Annotated in this window: 22 protein-coding genes and 1 pseudogene; 15 read left to right on the forward strand and 8 right to left on the reverse strand. The window is 37.6% G+C overall.

From position 1 onward, the window contains the following. Nucleotides 1-48 precede the first annotated feature (48 nt). Nucleotides 49-714, forward strand: coding sequence for a potassium channel family protein (locus ACZ427_RS06435; RefSeq protein ID WP_461179795.1), 666 nt, complete (start codon nucleotides 49-51; stop codon nucleotides 712-714). Nucleotides 715-776: 62 nt separating this feature from the next. Here ACZ427_RS06435 and rnjA read toward each other — a convergent pair whose 3' ends face one another. From rnjA to def, 3 genes are all read right to left on the reverse strand, one after another. After that, entirely contained in the window at nucleotides 777-2444 is a 1668-nt protein-coding gene (gene rnjA, locus ACZ427_RS06440; RefSeq protein WP_461179794.1) for a ribonuclease J1, read from the reverse strand. Nucleotides 2445-2448: 4 nt separating this feature from the next. Beyond that, nucleotides 2449-2658, reverse strand: a complete 210-nt coding sequence (locus ACZ427_RS06445) for a DNA-dependent RNA polymerase subunit epsilon (protein WP_461179793.1) — start codon at nucleotides 2656-2658, stop codon at nucleotides 2449-2451. 641 nt (nucleotides 2659-3299) lie between these two features. After that, on the reverse strand, nucleotides 3300-3851 hold the full coding sequence (gene def / locus ACZ427_RS06450) for a peptide deformylase (RefSeq protein ID WP_461179792.1): 552 nt from the start codon (nucleotides 3849-3851) through the stop codon (nucleotides 3300-3302). Between the two features lie 172 nt (nucleotides 3852-4023). Here def and ACZ427_RS06455 point away from each other — a divergent pair, with 172 nt between their 5' ends. The 6 genes and pseudogenes from ACZ427_RS06455 to lpdA all read left to right on the forward strand — a co-directional run bounded on the left by ACZ427_RS06455 (nucleotide 4024) and on the right by lpdA (nucleotide 9898). Continuing rightward, entirely contained in the window at nucleotides 4024-4716 is a 693-nt protein-coding gene (locus tag ACZ427_RS06455) for a YkyA family protein (protein WP_461179831.1), read from the forward strand. 407 nt (nucleotides 4717-5123) lie between these two features. After that, nucleotides 5124-6206, forward strand: a complete 1083-nt coding sequence (gene pdhA, locus ACZ427_RS06460) for a pyruvate dehydrogenase (acetyl-transferring) E1 component subunit alpha (RefSeq protein ID WP_461179791.1) — start codon at nucleotides 5124-5126, stop codon at nucleotides 6204-6206. 3 nt (nucleotides 6207-6209) lie between these two features. Then, the gene (locus tag ACZ427_RS06465; protein WP_461179790.1) at nucleotides 6210-7187 is read left to right on the forward strand and encodes an alpha-ketoacid dehydrogenase subunit beta; all 978 of its coding nucleotides are present in this window, start codon (nucleotides 6210-6212) and stop codon (nucleotides 7185-7187) included. Nucleotides 7188-7207: 20 nt separating this feature from the next. Continuing rightward, nucleotides 7208-7372 (forward strand): annotated as a pseudogene (locus tag ACZ427_RS06470) (biotin/lipoyl-containing protein); the annotation flags it as partial. A gap of 222 nt (nucleotides 7373-7594) precedes the next feature. Then, complete coding sequence (locus ACZ427_RS06475) at nucleotides 7595-8488, forward strand: dihydrolipoamide acetyltransferase family protein (RefSeq protein WP_461179830.1); 894 nt, start codon at nucleotides 7595-7597, stop codon at nucleotides 8486-8488. Nucleotides 8489-8491: 3 nt separating this feature from the next. Further along, nucleotides 8492-9898 (forward strand): dihydrolipoyl dehydrogenase, encoded by a 1407-nt coding sequence (lpdA, locus tag ACZ427_RS06480; RefSeq protein ID WP_461179789.1) that lies wholly within the window; start codon nucleotides 8492-8494, stop codon nucleotides 9896-9898. Nucleotides 9899-10382: 484 nt separating this feature from the next. On the opposite strand, the gene ACZ427_RS06485 is transcribed toward lpdA, so the two are convergent. Beyond that, nucleotides 10383-11981 (reverse strand): BCCT family transporter, encoded by a 1599-nt coding sequence (locus tag ACZ427_RS06485; RefSeq protein ID WP_464883579.1) that lies wholly within the window; start codon nucleotides 11979-11981, stop codon nucleotides 10383-10385. Between the two features lie 665 nt (nucleotides 11982-12646). Between ACZ427_RS06485 and ACZ427_RS06490 the strand changes: the two genes are divergently transcribed. The 4 genes from ACZ427_RS06490 to ACZ427_RS06505 all read left to right on the forward strand — a co-directional run bounded on the left by ACZ427_RS06490 (nucleotide 12647) and on the right by ACZ427_RS06505 (nucleotide 15237). Next, nucleotides 12647-13528, forward strand: coding sequence for a polysaccharide deacetylase family protein (locus ACZ427_RS06490; RefSeq protein WP_461179788.1), 882 nt, complete (start codon nucleotides 12647-12649; stop codon nucleotides 13526-13528). A 176-nt stretch (nucleotides 13529-13704) separates the two neighbouring features. Beyond that, nucleotides 13705-13809 (forward strand): GapA-binding peptide SR1P, encoded by a 105-nt coding sequence (locus ACZ427_RS06495; protein WP_461179787.1) that lies wholly within the window; start codon nucleotides 13705-13707, stop codon nucleotides 13807-13809. Nucleotides 13810-13991: 182 nt separating this feature from the next. Beyond that, entirely contained in the window at nucleotides 13992-14963 is a 972-nt protein-coding gene (locus ACZ427_RS06500; RefSeq protein ID WP_461179786.1) for an NAD(P)H-dependent flavin oxidoreductase, read from the forward strand. 4 nt (nucleotides 14964-14967) lie between these two features. Continuing rightward, entirely contained in the window at nucleotides 14968-15237 is a 270-nt protein-coding gene (locus ACZ427_RS06505) for a UPF0223 family protein (protein WP_461179785.1), read from the forward strand. 37 nt (nucleotides 15238-15274) lie between these two features. Here the strand turns inward: ACZ427_RS06505 and ACZ427_RS06510 are convergent, their stop codons facing one another. Then, on the reverse strand, nucleotides 15275-15892 hold the full coding sequence (locus ACZ427_RS06510; RefSeq protein ID WP_461179828.1) for a YktB family protein: 618 nt from the start codon (nucleotides 15890-15892) through the stop codon (nucleotides 15275-15277). Between the two features lie 215 nt (nucleotides 15893-16107). Here ACZ427_RS06510 and ACZ427_RS06515 point away from each other — a divergent pair, with 215 nt between their 5' ends. Beyond that, nucleotides 16108-16299 carry a hypothetical protein gene (locus tag ACZ427_RS06515; protein WP_461179784.1) on the forward strand — a complete coding sequence of 64 codons (192 nt, stop codon included), beginning with the start codon at nucleotides 16108-16110 and terminating at the stop codon, nucleotides 16297-16299. A gap of 228 nt (nucleotides 16300-16527) precedes the next feature. Continuing rightward, the gene (locus ACZ427_RS06520) at nucleotides 16528-17337 is read left to right on the forward strand and encodes an inositol monophosphatase family protein (RefSeq protein WP_461179783.1); all 810 of its coding nucleotides are present in this window, start codon (nucleotides 16528-16530) and stop codon (nucleotides 17335-17337) included. 10 nt (nucleotides 17338-17347) lie between these two features. On the opposite strand, the gene ACZ427_RS06525 is transcribed toward ACZ427_RS06520, so the two are convergent. After that, nucleotides 17348-17518 carry a DUF5325 family protein gene (locus tag ACZ427_RS06525; protein WP_461179782.1) on the reverse strand — a complete coding sequence of 57 codons (171 nt, stop codon included), beginning with the start codon at nucleotides 17516-17518 and terminating at the stop codon, nucleotides 17348-17350. Between the two features lie 218 nt (nucleotides 17519-17736). On the opposite strand from ACZ427_RS06525, the gene ACZ427_RS06530 reads away from it, so the two are divergent. Beyond that, on the forward strand, nucleotides 17737-18039 hold the full coding sequence (locus ACZ427_RS06530) for a YlaH-like family protein (protein ID WP_461179781.1): 303 nt from the start codon (nucleotides 17737-17739) through the stop codon (nucleotides 18037-18039). A gap of 27 nt (nucleotides 18040-18066) precedes the next feature. Here the strand turns inward: ACZ427_RS06530 and ACZ427_RS06535 are convergent, their stop codons facing one another. After that, nucleotides 18067-18270: a YlaI family protein gene (locus tag ACZ427_RS06535; RefSeq protein ID WP_461179780.1), complete on the reverse strand. Its 204-nt coding sequence runs from the start codon at nucleotides 18268-18270 to the stop codon at nucleotides 18067-18069. A gap of 143 nt (nucleotides 18271-18413) precedes the next feature. Between ACZ427_RS06535 and ACZ427_RS06540 the strand changes: the two genes are divergently transcribed. Beyond that, nucleotides 18414-18719 (forward strand): hypothetical protein, encoded by a 306-nt coding sequence (locus ACZ427_RS06540; RefSeq protein ID WP_461179779.1) that lies wholly within the window; start codon nucleotides 18414-18416, stop codon nucleotides 18717-18719. 232 nt (nucleotides 18720-18951) lie between these two features. Here the strand turns inward: ACZ427_RS06540 and ACZ427_RS06545 are convergent, their stop codons facing one another. Further along, nucleotides 18952-19554 (reverse strand): YhcN/YlaJ family sporulation lipoprotein, encoded by a 603-nt coding sequence (locus tag ACZ427_RS06545; RefSeq protein WP_461179778.1) that lies wholly within the window; start codon nucleotides 19552-19554, stop codon nucleotides 18952-18954. Nucleotides 19555-19686: the final 132 nt, after the last annotated feature.

Consider the following 19686-nt stretch of genomic DNA (forward strand, 5'->3'; position numbering starts at 1 on the left):
AATGTATGATAATCATAGTTAATAAAGCTGAGTGATGGAGGTAAGATTATGAAACAAGACTTTGCAGTGATTGGACTAGGCAGATTTGGCGGGAGTATATGTAAGGAGTTAAGTGAGGAAGGTATGCAGGTGTTGGCAATTGATAATGATGAGGACAAGGTAAATGAGTTTAAAAATATTGCTTCTCATGCAGTTATTGCCGATTCAACAGATGAACCATCCCTAAAAGAAATTGGCATTAAAAATATTGATCATGTCATTGTAGCCATTGGGGAAAATATCCAGGCAAGTATACTGACCACTGTGATTTTAACAGATTTGGGTATCAAAAAGATAACTGTAAAAGCTCAGAATGACTACCATGAGAAAATTTTGAATAAAATTGGGGTAGATCAGGTGGTCCACCCGGAAAGAGATATGGGCAGGAGGATTGCACACCATATCATCTCAAATAATATTTTGGATTATCTGGAACTATCTGATGATTATAGTATTGTAGAGGTGAAGGCTGGGAGAAAGATGGCCGGTAATTCACTGGTTGAGCTTGACATCCGGGCAAATTATGGATGTAATGTGGTTGCTATCAAAGAAGGAGAAAATATTAATGTTTCTCCTAGTGCCACTGATGTGTTGAGGGAGGATGATGTTTTAATCGTGATTGGTGCTGATAAGGATATATCCAGATTTGAAAGACATCTTGTTATAGAAGATTAAAAAGTGCTATGGCAGGGAGAGAACCCTGCCATAGCACTTTTTTTGCAGATATAAAAGTATATTTATACTTCCATAATAATCGGAAGTACCATCGGTCTGCGTTTTGTTTTTTCATAAAGGAATGGTGCAATTGTGTCGGTAATTTCATTTTTTATTTCAGACCATTGTGTTGTTCTTCGTTCCATGACTTTTTCCAGATGAGAAGATACAAGCTTCTGTGCTTCATTTATTAAATCCTCTGATTCCCTCATATATACAAAACCACGTGAGATAATATCAGGTCCAGAAGCAATTCTGAATTCTTTCATATCAATGCTTACCACAACAATAACTAAGCCTTCTTCAGATAAAATACGGCGATCACGTAGAACAATATTACCTATATCACCAATACCACTGCCGTCTACATAGACGGAGCCTGAAGGAATTTTACCTGTTATCCCTGCGCTATCTTTTCCTAACGCAAGAACATCTCCGTTATCCATAACAAATGAATCTACAGGGTCTACGTCACACATTTCTGAGAGCTTAATATGCTCTTTCAGCATACGGTATTCCCCGTGAATAGGCATGAAATACTTTGGTTTAATAAGGCGAAGCATTAATTTCTGTTCTTCCTGACTACCGTGACCGGATGTATGAATATTACTCAGTTTTCCATGAATAACATCTGCTCCGGCACGATATAATTTATTAATTGTTCTGCCGACACTTACTGTATTCCCAGGGATTGGGGAGGAAGAGAATACAACAGTGTCACCTGGTATGATTTGTATTTGTCTGTGTGTACCATTGGCTATACGGGATAGGGCAGCCATCGCTTCACCTTGAGATCCTGTACAAAGGATAGTTACCTCATGTGCAGGGAAACGATTTATCTGATTGGACTCAATAAATGTCTCTTTGGGTGCCTGAATATAGCCCAGTTCCTGGCCAAGTTTGATTGCTGATTCCATACTACGGCCAAAGACAGCAACTTTGCGATTATATTTCACAGCAGCTTCTATTACTTGCTGTAAACGGTAGATATTTGACGCAAAAGTAGCAAAGATTAGTCTTCCATCGACTCGGCTGAAAATATCATTGATGCTTTCGCCAACAACTTTTTCTGACATTGTAAAGCCAGGAACCTCACTGTTCGTACTGTCTGAAAGCAGGCAAAGCACGCCTTCTTTACCGATTTCAGCCATTTTTGTTAAATTAGCGGGTTCTCCAACTGGTGTGAAATCAAACTTATAATCACCGGTATGAACAATATTACCAGGAGGAGTTTTAACAACAATCCCAAATGAATCAGGTATACTGTGGGTGGTACGGAAAAAGCTTACGGAAGTTTTACGGAATTTAATAATATCATCTTCTTGAATTGTATTTAATTTGGCATTTCTTAATAAACCATGCTCATCTAATTTATTTTTTATTAATCCAATTGCGAGTTTTCCAGCATAAATCGGGATATTTATTTCACGAAGTAGAAAAGGAATACCTCCAATATGATCTTCGTGACCATGCGTTATAAATAATCCTTTGATTTTATCCTGGTTTTGCACAAGGTAGGTGTAATCAGGTATTACATAATCAATTCCGAGTAATTCATCTTCGGGAAATTTTATCCCGGCATCAATGAGAATAATTTCATCCTGGAATTGGATACCATACGTATTTTTTCCGATTTCTCCTAAACCGCCAAGTGCAAAGACGGCCGTCTGATCATTTTTTACAAATTTCATAGGCCTAGACGTTCTCCACTGTAAAATCTTCGGATTGTTTCTCGTAATTTAGATGTGCTTCATCTAATGCATGGATATATTCGATGTTATATTCTTTGTCATTCAATTTCTTGCGTACCTCGCGTTCGGATTCTGCTTCAACGAACATACTTTTCGTGCGTTCGCGAACAGGGATTTCGTTGGGTAATTCTTGAAATAATACTTTATAAATCATTTCATCTCTCCTTGTCTCTCTTTATATACAGTTTTTGTAATTGTTTAAATAAGCTATGCTCTCGGGAGCAAAACTGTTGTTTGATGTTATTTATATTCCGCTCTGAATACTTTTTTCCGTTTAAAGCTTTTCGTAATCATGTGTATACATGGCACCCTGATTGTTGTGATTGGTCCAATCAATGGTAGTCTTTTTTATACGTTGTAGGTACACGTCCTTGGCCTAAAAAGTCTTTCCAGCGTTTCCTTAGCTTTTCTTTTAGGCGTTTTAACATGTGGATACACATCTCCTTCCTGAAAGTTTAAGAAAAGCAACAAAAACGTTCTACCGATCCAATCCCTCTTATTTATAGTATAGTACGAGTCGAGGAATTTTGAAACAAAAATCCTTTATTTGTTAAAAAATATTATTTATTAACGTCGCTTTCTATATATTGTTTATATTTTTTACAAAGAAGGAAAACTTATACATGGAGTGTTCAACTAGAAAAAATTGGTTTGTTTGTTAAATGGGAAAGACATTTTTCTTTATATTAGAAAACATGGATTTTCGCCAAAGGTCAAAGCATTCACTTATGAAGTAAGTTTTATACGTTTGCAAATAAAAACAACAGCCTTTTAAAGTAGCTGTTGTTGGGATATTTATTCAATTGGTTTGGCGTTTTCAGGTGCTGAAAATGGGTTATCTTCATTAATATGATCATAAAACATTATGCCATTCAGATGATCTATTTCATGCTGGAAAACGACAGATGGATAACCTTTTAATCGTAATTTTATTGGATTTCCATCCAGATCAGTAGCTTTGATAGTAACCCGGGCGTGCCTGGGTACAAAACCTTCGACGTTCCGGTCCACCGAGAGGCACCCTTCACCGTTAGCTAAATAGGATTTTCCGACAGAATGACTGATGATTTTTGGATTTACTAATCCATGGCTATATAAATTACCGTCAGCATCTTCAAAGTGTATAGCTATCAATCGTTTATTTATCCCTAATTGTGGTGCTGCCAGTCCCACACCGGCTCTTAGTTTATACTTCTGTGCAATTTCCTCATCCTGGCTGTTTTTTAGAAACATAATCATATCTTCAAGCAATTGTTTTTCCTGATCGTTTATTGGAAGTTCTACTTCTTTTGCAACTTCCGTTAAAGATGGATGCCCTTCACGGACGATATCCTTCATTGTTATCATTTTCTATCACTCCTTCAAATCAGTGCATCTAATATATTACCATAACATATTCATATAAATCATAAATTTGCTATAGTAAGCCCCGAAAATTTTAGAGAATAGTTTATGCTTATTTTGTGTTATACTAAAAAATAAATAGTACAACTGAGATACAAAGGGGGACAAATTGAGTATGTTATGGAGAAAAGGACTCTTCTTTCTTATGATAGGATTTTTTTTAATTTTAGCCGCATGTAATAGCGAATCAGCTGAAATGCAAATACATAATCATTTAGAAGAAGCAGTTGAATTAGAGGAAGGTTTTGAACAGCAGCAAAGTGAAATAACTGAATTGGAAAGGCAGGAACAGGAATTATACAGTCAGATTGCTGATCTGGGAATGGATGAATTCGAGCAAATACAAGAAATTTCTCAGCAGGCGATTGAAGTGATTGATCAAAGAGCTGATAAGATTGAGTTGGAAAAGGAAAGTATTGAAGCTTCAAAGGAAGAATTTAATAAAACTGAGGGTCTGATTGAGGATCTGGAAGATGAAGAAATAAAAGCAAAAGCAGAGAACATGTATGAAATAATGAATAACCGATACGGTTCCTATAACGATTTGTATGCGGCATATACAAGTTCATTAGAATTGGAAAAAGAGCTTTATACTATGCTGCAGGAGGAAGGGCTTGAACAGGAGACCTTGACGGACCACATAAAGATTATTAATGACAGTTATCAGCAGATACTTGATGCTAATGAGCAATTTAATAATGAAACCGTTGAGTATAATGCATTAAAGCAAGAATTTTATGACGCAGCGGAAATAAATGTAGAATATGAAGAGAATTCAACCAGTGACACGGAATCGGAGGATGCATAATATTCACGTGAGTGAAGGTTGAAAAAAGAAGTGGGGCTATATCATTTTTGATATAGCTCTTTTATTATCTTTTTTTGTACGACAAGTAATAATACAGATTGAATATCTAAGTATAACAGATTGAAAGGGAGATAATAAAATGAAACTTTTAATGTAAATTAATTATATAAACAAAGGGATTGACTAAATATATAATTATACGCTATTATCAAATTAGATAAAAATTGTACTAGTTAATTCCGGGCAAATTATGTAACAGTTTTAAAAAGAATTTCGTTAAGTGATTAAGAAAAAACGAAACAGGGTAATGGAGCTAAAGGAAACAATGTACACATTTTTTTCTGATTTGGGCATGCTAGAAATGAAAATACTAAATTCTATATAAGGAAAGGAAGAGGTGAACTATTTTGAAACACGTACTTGAGAGTGTTGAAAGTCAGTTCGAAATGTTCCAGATTCTTAATGAGGATGGAAAGATTGTCAATAAAGATGATATGCCAGATTTATCGGATGAGGAATTGAAAGAGCTTATGCGCAGAATGGTTTACACCCGTATATTGGACCAGCGCTCGATAGCTCTAAATCGCCAGGGACGTTTAGGTTTTTATGCACCGACGGCCGGACAGGAAGCATCGCAATTGGGAAGTCAATTTGCGTTGGAAGAAGATGATTTTATTCTACCGGGATATCGTGACGTCCCTCAGCTTATTTGGCAAGGTCTTCCACTATATCAAGCATTTTTGTTCTCTAAAGGGCATTATCACGGAAACCAGATGCCTGAGGGATTAAAAGCATTAAGTCCTCAAATTATTATCGGTGCCCAATATGTACAGGCTGCTGGTGTAGCTTTAGGATTCAAAAAGCGCGATCAAAAAAATGTTGCAATAACATACACAGGTGACGGTGGTACATCACAAGGGGATTTCTATGAAGGAATGAACTTTGCAGGGGCATATGGAGCTCCGGCTATTTTCTTTGTTCAAAATAACTACTTCGCAATTTCTGTTCCTGTTGAAAAACAAACAGCTGCAAAAACACTAGCTCAGAAGTCAGTGGCAGCTGGTATTGAAGGAATTCAAGTAGACGGCATGGACGTACTTGCAGTATATGCTGTAACTAAAAATGCCCGTGACCGTGCGATTGACGGGAAAGGCCCAATGCTTATTGAAACATTAACATATCGCTATGGTCCACACACGATGTCCGGAGATGATCCAACGCGCTATCGTACAGACGAACTGGATTCAGAATGGGAAAAGAAAGATCCGATTGTTCGCTTCCGTAAATATCTGGAGGAAAATAATTTATGGTCTGAAGAAGAAGAGAACAAAGTGATTGAAGAAGCAAAAGATGATATTAAAAAAGCAATCAAAAAAGCTGACGAATATCCAAAGCAAAAGGTAACCGACCTTATCTCAAATATGCATGAAGAACTTCCAGTGAATCTTCAAGAACAAATGGAAGAATATAAAGAAAAGGAGTCGAAGTAGATCATGGCACAAATGACAATGATCCAAGCAATCACTGATGCATTACGCACAGAATTAAAAAATGATGAAAACGTGCTGGTATTTGGTGAAGACGTTGGTCAAAACGGTGGAGTATTCCGTGCAACGGAAGGGTTGCAGGATGAATTCGGGGAAGACCGTGTATTTGATACACCACTTGCGGAATCCGGAATTGGCGGTTTGGCTCTTGGTTTAGGTCTTCAAGGATTTCGTCCGGTACCGGAAATTCAGTTCTTCGGCTTCGTTTTTGAAACAATGGACGAAATTAGTGGACAAATGGCCCGTATGCGTTATCGTACAGGCGGAACTCATCATTCTCCGGTTACAATACGAGCACCTTTCGGCGGTGGTGTGCATACACCTGAGCTTCATGCTGATTCACTTGAAGGGTTAATTGCACAACAACCTGGAATCAGAGTGGTTATCCCTTCTACACCATATGATGCAAAAGGGTTATTGATTTCAGCTATTCGTGATAATGATCCAGTACTGTTCTTAGAGCATATGAAGCTTTATCGTTCATTCCGTGGTGAAGTTCCGGAAGATGAATATACAGTTGATCTAGGAAAAGCGGATGTAAAACGTGAAGGAAAAGATGTAACGCTAATTGCTTATGGAGCAATGGTTCATGCATCATTAAAAGCGGCAGAGGAGCTTGAAAAAGACGGCGTAGATGCAGAGGTAATTGACCTGCGTACAGTATCACCAATTGATATTGATACAATCATCGAATCTGTTAAGAAAACAAATCATGTAGTTGTAGTACAAGAGGCACAACGACAGGCGGGTATCGCAGCAAGTATCGTTGCAGAGATTCAGGAAAGAGCAATCTTACATCTTGAAGCTCCAGTTCTAAGAGTTACTGCTCCGGATACGGTTTATGCATTTTCTGAAGCTGAAGAAGTATGGCTACCAAATTATAACGACATTATAGAAAAAGTAAACACAGTAATGAATTACTAAAATGATAGGAGGTAGTGAATATGGCGTTTGATTTTAAATTACCAGACATTGGTGAAGGTATTCATGAAGGTGAGATAGTTAAGTGGTTCGTAAAAGAAGGAGATACAGTTGCAGAAGATGACGTTTTATGTGAAGTTCAAAACGACAAATCTGTTGTTGAAATACCTTCGCCGGTGGATGGTACGGTTAAAAAAATTTCCGTTGACGAAGGTTCCGTTGCGGTCGTTGGAGATACGCTCATAACATTTGATGCAGAAGGCTATGAATCAGATGACGAAGAGGAACCAGAAGAAGAAAAAGCTGAAGAAAATAAAGAAGACAGCAAGAAGGAAAGTAAAGACGAAAAAAGCAAGGAAGAAAAAACAGCCGATGATGTTGCTGAATCGAATAATAATCGTGTTATCGCAATGCCATCTGTACGAAAATATGCACGTGATAATGATGTTAAAATCGGTGAAGTAACTGGTTCTGGAAAAAATGGTCGTGTCTTAAAAGAAGATATTGACAGTTTCTTGAGTGGTGACCAAAAAGAAGCGGAAGTTTCCAAAGAAACGGAAGAAACTACAAAATCCACTGCTCCGGCAGCGGCGAAAGCAGAGTATCCTGAAACCCGCGAGAAAATGTCTGGCATCCGCAAGTCCATTGCAAATGCTATGGTTAATTCAAAAACAAAAGCTCCACATGTTACATTAATGGACGAAGTAGATGTAACAGAGCTTGTGGCACACCGTAAGAAATTTAAAGCAGTTGCAGCGGAACAGGAAATCAAATTAACCTATTTACCTTACGTTGCTAAAGCATTAGTCTCAGCATCGAAAAAATATCCAATTATCAATGCCATGGTTGATGACGATACAGATGAGATTGTGTATAAAGAGTACTATAATATTGGTATTGCTGCAGATACTGACAGGGGTCTGCTGGTACCAGTGGTTAAAGACGCAGATCGCAAGTCAATCTTTGGCGTTTCACAGGAAATCAATGAATTGGCAGAAAAAGCTAGAAGTGGTAAACTATCAGCAGACGAGATGAAAGGTGCTTCCAACACCATTACTAACATCGGATCAGCTGGTGGCCAGTGGTTTACACCGGTTCTTAATTATCCGGAAGCTGTAATCCTGGGAATCGGACGTATTGCTGAAAAACCAATTGTACGTGATGGGGAAGTAGTCATTGCACCTGTACTCGCAGTATCATTCAGCTTTGATCATCGTATCGTTGATGGAGCTACAGCACAATTAGCTTTAAATCAAATAAAACGATTATTAAGCGATCCACAATTAATTATGATGGAGGCGTAAATTATGGTAGTAGGAGATTTTCCAACAGAGGTAGACACACTAGTAGTAGGCGCTGGACCAGGCGGATATGTAGCTGCAATCAGGGCAGCGCAATTAGGACAGAAAGTTACAATTGTTGATAAAGGGGCACTTGGTGGTGTATGTCTGAATGTAGGATGTATTCCATCTAAAGCATTGATTGAAGCAGGACATAAGGCTGCAGATGCCCAAGGCCATGAAGAATTAGGAATTAAAACAGATAATGTAACGGTTGACTTTTCAAAAGTCCAGGAATGGAAGAGCGGTGTTGTTAATAAACTAACATCAGGGGTAGAAAGTTTATTAAAAGGAAATAAAGTAGATATTTTAAAAGGTGAAGTATACTTTGTAGATAAAAATACTGCAAAAGTGATGGATGAAAAAAATTCCCAAACATACAAGTTTAATAATTGTATTGTTGCAACTGGTTCTTCACCGATTGAAATCCCTAGCTTTAAATTCTCTGATCGTGTATTGGATTCCACTGGTGCACTGAATCTTAAAGAGATCCCTAAGAAACTGGTAGTTATCGGTGGCGGATACGTCGGTACGGAACTTGGTTCAGCATACGCCAATTTTGGAACCGAAGTTGTCATTCTGGAAGGTGCCAAAGATATTCTTGGTGGCTTTGAAAAACAAATGACACAGCTTGTTAAAAAGCGTTTGAAAAAGAAAAACGTTAGCATCGTAACTGAAGCAATGGCTAAAGGTGTAGAAGAATCTGAAGATGGCGTGAAGGTTTCCTATGAATCAAATGGTAAAGAGGAGACAGTAGAAGCTGATTATGTATTGGTAACTGTCGGCCGCCGTCCGAACACCGAAGAAATCGGTCTTGAACAAGCCGGCGTGGAGATGGATGATAAAGGCTTGATTAAAGTCGATAAGCAAGGTTGTACAAACGTTGATACAATTTATGCGATAGGAGACATTGTAGCAGGTCTCCCGCTTGCTCATAAAGCATCTTATGAAGGTAAAGTAGCTGCAGAAGCAATCAGTGGTGAAAAATCTGAAATAGATTACATTGGTATGCCAGCTGTTGCATTTACAGATCCTGAGCTTGCATCTGTCGGTTATACAGAAAGTGAAGCAAAAGAAGCTGGTTATGACGTAAAAGCTGCTAAATTCCCATTTGCGGCAAATGGACGTGCTTTATCATTGAATAACAGTGATGGCTTCCTTAAACTGATTACCCGTAAAGATGATGGCTTAGTCATTGGCGCACAAATTGCCGGACCAAATGCCAGTGATATGATTTCGGAGGTTGGATTAGCTATTGAAGCAGGCATGACCGCTGAGGATATTGCCTTAACTGTACATGCGCATCCAACATTAGGTGAAATTACAATGGAAGCTGCAGAGGTAGCTTTAGGAACCCCAATCCATAGTATGTAATAATTTTTAAAAAAACTCCCCAGTGGTAGGCACTACCTGGGGAGTTTTTTTACGTCTGCGAATAAGAAGTGTTTCCTTAACAATGAGTTTGCAGAGAGTCTTTGATCATTTAAGAAAAGCTAACTGGATCTCAATTGTGGTCAATCAAACCTAGAGACGTTTTTACTTTCCTGCGCTTTCTAGAGGTCAGATTAAGAAGGTAGGACTGGAAAGAATGACAAATTTTTCGGTTTCGCTTGGTTATTGAACCTAATCGAGTAGCAGAACGTTATCACACCCTAGCTTGAACAAAAGCTCAGGAAGCGTGATTACCCTAAGGCATGAGGAAGTTCGCAGTTTTTGACCTGAGGGGGGGAGACGCTGGAGCTGACGAGGCGTTTACTGATAAGGAATGGGTATGTTGTCAAATATTTATAAATTCTTATCTATTTAAAAAACTGTCCGGGATTAGAGTTAGCGGCTCTTTTACCGGACAGTTTTGTGTTTATGATTCTTTTTCGTTTTCTTCTGTTTCTTCCTTCTCTGCATCAGGAAGTGTTTTCTCAAATCCTTCTCGCATTCTCCTTAGTTCTTTCCGCTGAAGTTCGCGGAACTTCGGATCATGTTCGCGCTGTTTGTTTTCCATCATCAAAATGCCATGTTCGCTTTTCAGTGCTTTTATGAGAGAAATGCACATAAAGACCATTAAAATCGCAAACGGGAATGCTGCAATAAGCATGGCCATTTCAAGTGCCTTCAGCCCACCGGACCACAACAGAACCGCAGCAGTTCCGGCAAGGATGACCCCCCAGACAAGCTTTACGCCTGCGCCTGGATTTAACTTGCCTCCTGTTGTCAGCATGCCGAGCACAAATGTACCGGAATCGGCAGAGGTAACGAAGAAGGATGTAATCAAGAGCACTGCGACACCGATGACAACAGCTGCCATAGGTTGTGACTCAAGAAATGCAAATAACGCTACTTCATTTCCCACTTCATTCATTAACTGGTGGATAATGCCACCTTCAGCTGCATTCATTTCCAATCCGGCAATTCCAAAGACAGAAAACCAGAAGGCACTGAATATTACCGGTATAGCAGTTACGCCGAGGACAAATTCGCGAATTGTCCTTCCTCTGGAAACCCGTGCAATAAAGGTTCCAACAAATGGCGACCAGCCGATCCACCAAGCCCAGTAAAAGAGTGTCCATGCATTAAGGAAGTCTCTTTCACCGGTAAATGTATTCATGCCCAACGTCATGCTCGGAAGGTTTTGCAAATAATTACCCATGGTTGTTGTAAATGACTCCATCATTTGTACAGAAGATCCAAGAATAAATACAAAGGCCATCAATGCAATGGCAAGAACGATATTTGCCCAACTCAGGTACCGGATACCCCGGTTAATGCCTGTAGATGCAGAAAGCATAAATAATACTGTGATAACTAAAATGACAATTAGATTGGTTATCAATGTATTTTCAATACCTTCAAAGGTATAGCTTAAACCGGCTGTAATCTGTGTCGCGCCAAGCCCGAGAGATGTTGCAATACCAAATACAGTAGCAAAAACGGCCAGTGTATCAATGGCAATACCCAAACCGCCCTTAGATCGCTCGCCAATCAGTGGTGCAAATGCAGAACTGATCAAAGCAGGAGCACGGTGGCGGAATTTAAAATAAGCCAATGTCAATGCAAGCACCGCGTATGTAGCCCATGGATGGAATCCCCAATGGAATAAGGTGTATTGCATGGACTCTTCCGCAGCAGCTACCGTTTCAGGTTCAGCAGACGGAGGTGAATAATAATGTGTTAAAGGTTCCGTCACGCCGTAGAATACGAGACCGACCCCCATACCGGCGGTGAACAGAAACGCAAACCAGGTAAAATAACTATATTCCGGCTCGTCATCCGGCTTACCAAGTTTGATTTTTGCATATGGCCCGAAGATCAAAAACAATGCTAGCAAAACGAACCCTGTAGTAACCAACAAGTAAAACCAGCCAAATGTATTCGAAATAAAACCATCAATCAGGCCTAATACATAATCTACATTTGCAGGGAAAAAAGCTCCCCAAATGATAAATACGGATACTATAGCAATAGATAACCAAAAAACAGATGTAATCGATTTGGATTTAATAATAAGACCTCCCTACAATTTTATGTCAAACCCTTGCAGTATAACATAAGTAGACAACATGTCAATTTTTTTGACATTGACAAACATGAAATTTGTCTTTACGGCATTATAAAGGCTTCTCTCAGAATAGCTTTTAAAATAGTATCAAATTTGGACCACCCCTCAATTATTATAATTCTGCATCGTCAGCTATTACGTAACTCTACTCTTTTTCTTATACCATTATTCTTGGAGCGGGCAGACTGTACGTTGATTGGTAAGTGTGGTTATTTTTTACCCCCGGCACGATTTTATTCCTGTTTTCTTTCATTAAGGTTTCCTTACACTTAAATACGGCAGGGATGCAAAAATAATGGTGCCACAACAATACATACGATGGGCAACGTTTCAGCATTTTTCGATGCAAGGTACGTTAAGTTTGCCCTAGTGGGAAAATTATAACCACTATGTCTGAATTACCCGATACAAGAAGAACTAAACCCCCTCTGAGGGAGTGGGTTAAGATATGATTTACTTTAAATACTCTTAATTTATGGCCTAAATAGGTGTGTCGGCATAAATTGACTAATTATTTATTTGCCTTATAATGAGCGGAGGAATATATTTACAAGAAGGGGAAAACTTAAATGAAAAAAGGCCTATTTTATCTCACTATTGCACTATTATTTATTTTGGTTGCATGCAATAACACGGAGGAAACATCGACGAGTGAAACAGACTCTTCTTCCACTGGAGAAAATGAAGAAACAGAGGACAGTAATTCAAAAGGAAATAAGGAAGAAAAGGCTGGAACGGAAGAAAATAAGGAAGAAGTAGAGACAGATGAAGAAGAAATAGAAGAGCAGGAAGCTATATACAAGATTTCTACGGATACATGGTCTGTTGTACCAATTAATGAAGAAACAAATGAAGATGTAGTCCTTTTAACGGTAGATGATGCACCTGACACCCATGCAGTAGAAATGGCAGAAACTTTAAAAGACCTTGATGCAAATGCAATTTTCTTTGTGAATGGACATTTTTTGGACACACCTGAAGAAGAAGAGATGTTAAAGGAAATTCATGACATGGGCTTTGTAATTGGTAACCATACATATAGTCATGTGACATTGCCTGAGGTTTCAGAAAGCGAACAAAAGGAAGAAATTATAAGCCTTAACGATCGTGTGGAAGAAATCATTGGAGAACGACCATCCTTTTTCCGGGCTCCCCACGGCGCGAATACAGATTATGCTATACAGGTTGCAGAAGATGAAGGCATGACAGTGATGAACTGGACATATGGTTATGATTATTTTGAACCTTACATGGATGCTGAAAAACTGGCAACAGCTATGATTTCGGGTGAGGCTCCGGAAGTGGACGTACCCTATTCATTACTTAAACCAGGTGCAAACCTGTTAATGCATGACAGGGAGTGGACAGCCGAGGCTCTGGGGGATATTGTAACAGGGTTACGGGATAAGGGTTTTGAGATGGTTGATCCAAAATTAATTAAAACTCCATAAAAGAATTATTAATTATAAAATAGCTTCCCAATGATTGGGAAGCTATTTTATGTATATTTCAACAATGGAAATAACACATTTTTTAAAATATTATACTAAATAGGGTTGAAAAATTAAATGTGTCATACTATAATGACATTAAGATAACATAATTAATCAAAAAGGAGTTGGGCCACGTGGGAACAATCGTTTGCCAGGATTGTCAGGAAGTTATTGATACATTTGAAGAAGAAAAAGTAACTACACTTTATGGGTCATGTCCTACTTGTAACGGCAAATAAATATAACTTTGTATAGGAGTTGCATAATGATTGCAGCTCTTTTTATTTGCATGTAAAGCACAAAATATTACGATATCATTTATTATGAAATCATTCATGTTCAGAGTTGTTAAATTAAGACGTTAGCTGAATGAACATAATAGTGATAAGATAACAATATCATTACATAAATGGGGGAATAAATGGTGACTTGGAGAACGAAGGTAACAGAACTGTTAGATATTGAATATCCAATTATTCAGGGAGGACTTGCACACTTGGCTTATGCTGATTTAGCTGCAGCAGTTTCCAATGCCGGCGGATTAGGACAGATTACTGCAATGAGCTTGCCAGATACAGGGAGTCTGCGAGAAGAAATCAAACGAGTAAAGGAGCTTACATCGAAACCTTTTGGAATAAATTATGCAATTGGGCAGCATGGCCGCCCGTTTGAAGATATGGTACAGGTGGCGATTGAGGAAAATGTTCCAGTTATTTCCGTTACAGGAGGTAATCCAAAAGGTGTATTAGATATGGTTGAAGGACATAACATTAAAAAGCTTATACTGGTTGCTTCACGAAGACAAGCACAAAAAGCTGAAGAGTTGGGTGCAGATGCTGTGATGGTAGTTGGCCAGGAAGGAGGGGGACATCTCGGACGCAGTGACACGGGAACACTTGTCTTAACACCACAGGTAGTTGATCATGTGTCCATACCAGTTATCGCTTCCGGAGGAATTGTGGATGGACGGAGTATGATGGCTGGATTTGCCCTTGGTGCAGAAGGTATAGAAATGGGAACTAGATTTATCGCAACAACTGAATGTATGGATGCTCACAAAAAATATAAAGAGGCCATTTTGGATGCAGATGAAAATGCAACGGTAGTTATCAAGCGATCTATTGGTGCTCCTGCAAGAGCATTAAACAATCAATGGACAAAGCAAATTCTTGAAGTAGAAAAAATGGAGCAGGGCTATGAGTCATTAAAAGATTATATAAGCGGTCAGGCAAATAAAAACTACATCATTGAAGGAGATGAAACAAAAGGATTTGGCTGGGCAGGTCAGGGTGCTGCAAGAATTAATGATATACCGACTGTGGAAGAGTTAATCCAAACGATAATAGGAGAAGCAGAAACGATAAAGAAAAAATGGACGAAAGAGATGGGGTGAATGTATGGATTATCATTATCCAATTGATGAAACATGGACAAAAGAAGAGATCATTCATGTTGTTAATTTTTTCAATTTAATTGAACAAGCATATGAGAATCAGGCGAACCGTAAAGACTTATTAGCTCTATATCGCAAATTGAAGGAAATTGTTCCATCCAAAAGCGAAGAAAAAACACTATTTGCCGAATTTGAAACAGCTTCCGGGTATTCTAGTTACAAAGCGGTTAAGAAAGCAAGGGAAATAAAAGATAATACCATCTCCATGAAATAAGGCAGTGTCCGCTGACGGAACATTGCCTTATTCAATTTTATTTAGAACGTAATGCTTTTTGATAAAAGGGAATCAATCTGTCGTATGTTTCTTTAACTGTTTCAATAAACTTATTGCCGTCTTCAAGTAGGGGATCGCCTTCAGTTATATGTCTTCCAATTAAAAATTCACATTTCTTGACATCACGAAAACGTTCCACATCTTTTAATTGCAATTCCTCCAGTTTTATGGATCCTTTTTTCATATGATCCAGTGAGATAACAAAATTATCAGGAAGCTGCTTCATTTCATCAAAGCTGTTAATGAAAGTTTCAGCGATCTTTTTTTTATGATCCAGCTCATAAATGAGAGCAAGCCAAATAAATACGTGATCATCAAACAAACCAATTTGAAAATGTGGGTGTTTTTTGTATCCACGTTTGTTATCGGCTATTGCTAACCAGGTGTCATTAGGTGGATTTACCGTTCTTCTTGCGTGTTTGGCGATGTGTAAATAAACTTCATTACCTAACTGTGCAGATAAATAATCAACCAATTCCGTTCCTATCTCCTGGAATTTAGGCTGAATTCGAGTTTGAATTGCTTCCATTCTCCCTTCCAAACCAGTTATTGAAAATGTATCAAAATCTTTTTTTGTAAAACCTTTAAATGTCATTTTATTCATCCTTTCCATAAATGAGCATCCTTGTTTGTAATAATTATTATTAATTATTAATGAAATCAAGTCAAGGAATACTTCCAAATATGTTTAGAAACTAGAAAGTTTGGGGAATGTTAATAAATAAATAATTGATTTTCAGAAAATTATTGAACCAAATTGCAAAAATATCATAAACATATTAAAAAGTAATCTGAGAGGGTGTGGAAAGTTTGAAATATGTAATGGAGGCATTGAGACGAAAAGAAGCGGAAGAAAAGCTGCCAGTTATACGTATGGAAATTGATTATGAACTTGTAACACTATATGATGCCCTGAAAGCTAATGATAATGTAAAAATCATAAAAGCAAAAGAGCGATTGAACCAACTAAGATTACAACTGCTTGAGATTGAAAGTGAATAAAAAAATAAGTTGATCTTCCCGATGTGCAGAGAGAAAATAGCACATTGGGATTTTATTTTAGCAGTGATGTATAAAACTATCTTACTGCATAAGTTTGGGCTATGGCCTTACCGCCATAAAAGCTTGGCAAAAAAAGGTTTTTAATCGTAATTTCAATCCGTCTACAATGACGATATCCTTCCAATCTGGTAATATGATGGTGGAAAGAAAAATTGTGGAGGAAGATATATGAATACACAGTATCGTGAGGATGTATACAATCAGGCAAAAGAATGGGTTTTAAAAGCAGGTACAAACATTCGAAAAAAAATAAACAATCCACTTAAAATTAATACAAAATCAAATGCAAATGATCTTGTAACAGCAATGGATAAAGAAACGGAGTATTTTTTTACAACAAATATAAAAAATAAATATTCTGACCATTATATTTTGAGTGAAGAGGGGTATGGTGACGATTTAACTTCGTTGGATGGTACTGTCTGGATTATTGATCCGATAGATGGAACAATGAATTTCGTACATCAGAAAAGGAATTTCGCCATTTCTTTAGCTGTATACCATGATGGTATTGGTGAAATAGGGATTATTTATGATGTAATGGCTGATGTTTTATATGAAGCGAAAAGAAATGATGGTGCGTTTAAAAATGGGAAAAGGCTAGCTCCTTTAGAAAAAGATAAAAAATTTGAGGAAGCTATATTTGGGTTGAATCATTTCTGGCTTTGTGAAAACCGTTTAATAGAAGAACAGTGGATGCAGCAATTTGTTAAAAGAATCCGTGGTACAAGAACATATGGATCTGCCGCTCTGGAATTTGTATATGTTGCAGAAGGTATCATTGATGGTTATTTATCAATGAGTCTTGCCCCATGGGATGTAGCAGCTGGGATGGTCATTGTAAATGAGGTAGAGGGTGTAACCACTGATATCGATGGAAACCAGCTTGATATGCTTAACAAGAGCTCCATTCTAACTTGTAATGAAAGTATTCAAAAAGAGCTTCTTAATGAATATATTAAAAAAGGAAGAAAGTGACCCGCGGGAGTCACTTTCTTTTACGTTTTAAGGATATACCGTACCCCATTAGGGCAAAGCCTAATGCAATGAACAGAATGATAAAGCCGATATTGCGGAATGCTATTGCGACTCCAACTGCCATAAACATTGAGATGACAAGGATAGCCAGCATAAGCATAGGAAAATTAATATTTTTCATCTAAACACCTCTAATATGTATAATTAGTATACTGTATAGTAAGTTTATACAACCTTCCACTAATAGATAGTTTATCATTTTAAAAGTGCTTTAGTATAGGATTAAATTTAATATTAAGCTTAAGCTAGCATCATTTTAAAAGATTTAGTATGATGGTACATGGGTTTTTAATCTAAAATAGATAATGATGGATACAACATTTACAATGGGGGAGACAGATGGAAAACGAGGATTTCACTTTTCTTTTTGATATAATCTTAGAAAACTTTGGTACCGATAATATTTTCTGGGTTTTTTATGTACTTAATTTTATATTTGCTGCCATAGCCTATCAATTAGGATTTGCGAGGAAGTTATCTTCAATTAAAACAGTATTTGTTTATATTGTTCTAGCTATTGGTACATACATCATAACAATATTCAGTATCTTCAACTTACCGATTACCGAAAGTCTGATTGTTGTAGCAATTATCCTGGCTATTTATCGGTTCAGGATGTATAAGCAAAGGAAATCGAATTAAAAAACGCCTGAATAGGCGTTTTTTTAATTATATTAAATCCTTTTTCTTCTTCTTTTTCTCATATAATTTAAAGTTTCCCGTTGCGTGACGTTGGTTGGTTTTATATTCAATTCGTTCGTAACATGATTGACATAAGAACATATGGATTCTTCGGTTTCTTAATCGTTTAGCTTCCGGAGAATCGTCCTCCAATGTTTGTACATTATCACATATAGCGCATTTTACTTGCATATTTTCACCTCAAGATTATTGCTTCTTTAAACATGTTAATAGTATAACATAGGGGAGATTTGTATAAAAGAAGGGCCATTTTACGTTTTATATAAAAATACACGGGTATATTATATAATAAAGTTAAATGAAAGGGCGATTCGATGAAGAAACGTTATATTTTATCAACTGTTGGAGCGGCTGGTGTAACAGCGGCAGGTTATTTTCTAAAAGATAGGCAAAACCGAGACAGAGTTATTCAAAAGATTAATGATGTAAAAGAAAAGGTTATAAGTTACAATAATGAAACAAATTCCACATTTGAAAATGCTGGCGTTCCAGATCAATCAGAAAATAAGGAACTTTCCCAGTTGGAGAATGCCAAAATGGTTTCTGAAGGTTCCCAGTTTGGTGTTCAATATTACAATGAAGAGAAGAATGAAAATACAAGTGACAACCAGCAACAATAAAAAACTATCCTGTTTGCGGAACTTTTGATGCATGGGATATGAAAAAAGGTGAATTTCGGATAAACCGGCATTCACCTTTTGTTAGTAGCTAAGAAAGAAAATTTATTACTGTATAAGTGCTGACTAAGGGCTTTTCGCCACAAGCGTTTGGCGAAAAGCCACGTTTTCTAATATTAAGAGAAATATTCGTTTCTACTCCAGCGTATAAAATTTATCTAGACTGGCTTTTTTCTTACTCCTGCTTGTTTTTATGATAAGACTGTTCATCTTCCACGTCTTGCAATTTCTTTTCATCTTCTTCAGGTAAAACTTCTTTATTTTGATCAGGTTCTTGAGGCTGTTCATTGCTAATTGGAAAATCAGGCATATATCTGCCAACAATCGCAGCAAGTTCATCCACGATTCCTTGTACAGGATGCCCCTGACTAATTTTGTTACCCATGCCACGTATTCTTTCTGTCACATCAGCATCTGCTACCACGACTGCTGTTTTTCCATAGGGGTCATGATAAAGTGTTTCCAATACGGAATATTTGATTGTACCTACTCTTGAGCGATCAAGATCTTTGTCTACGTCAATACCAACAACTACATAAGGACCAGCAACTACAGCAGCAGCATCATCTACATCCGGAACATCACTTGCTATGTTAGCTAAATGATCGGCGATATCAGTGTTCTCCAATTCCTGCAGCTCCTGAGGGTCAGAATTTTCTACCTGCAGTATTTTATTGTTTTCTTCATTCTGTGCCAGAGGCTCCTCTGCGTCCTCTTGTTGGCAGCCTATTACAAATAATAAGATTGACAATGAAAATATACCTATTCGTATCTTCATTAAAACATTCCTCCTAACAGTTGTCCGTTAACGTTATTTTGGTTGGAATGGAATAAATTATACGAAGAAACATATGAATGACCACAAAGCTTTAGGGTCAGTACTGTATGTCGCATGAATCATTGTTTTGCT

It is taken from the genome of Virgibacillus ainsalahensis (assembly GCF_055380755.1).